Annotated in this window: 1 protein-coding gene; it reads left to right on the forward strand. The window is 65.6% G+C overall.

The window, feature by feature from the left end:
* Positions 1-695: FAD-dependent monooxygenase (locus tag KY084_RS16225; protein WP_219239495.1), on the forward strand; the 695-nt coding region annotated here is incomplete at both ends.

The following is a 695-nucleotide window of genomic DNA, read 5'->3' on the forward strand; positions in this document are numbered from 1 at the left end:
CTTTCGATTTTGACATCCTGATAAGCGGCGCCGGTGCCGCCGGTCTTGCGCTGGCGATCGACCTTGCCCGGCGCGGCGTGCCGTTCCTGCTCCTCGAGCAGAACGACCAGCCGTTCGGCGGTTCGCGTGGCAAGGGCATTCAGCCGCGCACGATGGAGGTGTTCGAGGATTTCGGCATCGTCAATCGGCTGGCCGCTGCCGGAGGCCCCTATCCGCCGCAACGCGAATATCTCGCTGATGGCAGCACGCGCGAAACGGCGATCATGGAATCGGCACAGCCGGCACCTGCAGAACCCTATCCGGGGCCGCTCATGATCCCGCAGTCTGGGACGGAAGCCGTGATGCGCGAACGGCTGGCGGAACTGGGGCACTGCCCGCAATTCGGCCGGCGCCTGATCGGGTTCGAGCAGGATGCCGACGGCGTCACCGTCCGGATTGCCGATGCCGACGGCGAACACCGTATCCGCGTTCGCTATCTCGTCGGAACCGATGGCGGTCGCAGCTTCGTGCGTCATGCGCTCGATATCGCATTCCCGGGCAAAACACTGGGCGTCCGCGCGCTGGTCGCTGATGTTAGGCTCGATGGTCTCGACCGCACGGCGTGGCATCGCTTCCAGCTCGGCACCGATGCGAGCATGGTGATGATCTGCCCGCTGGCGGGCACGGATCTTTTCCAGATTCAGGGGCCGGTGCCG

The organism is Stakelama flava (genome assembly GCF_019351405.1).
GTDB classification, from domain to species: domain Bacteria; phylum Pseudomonadota; class Alphaproteobacteria; order Sphingomonadales; family Sphingomonadaceae; genus Sphingomonas; species Sphingomonas flava_A.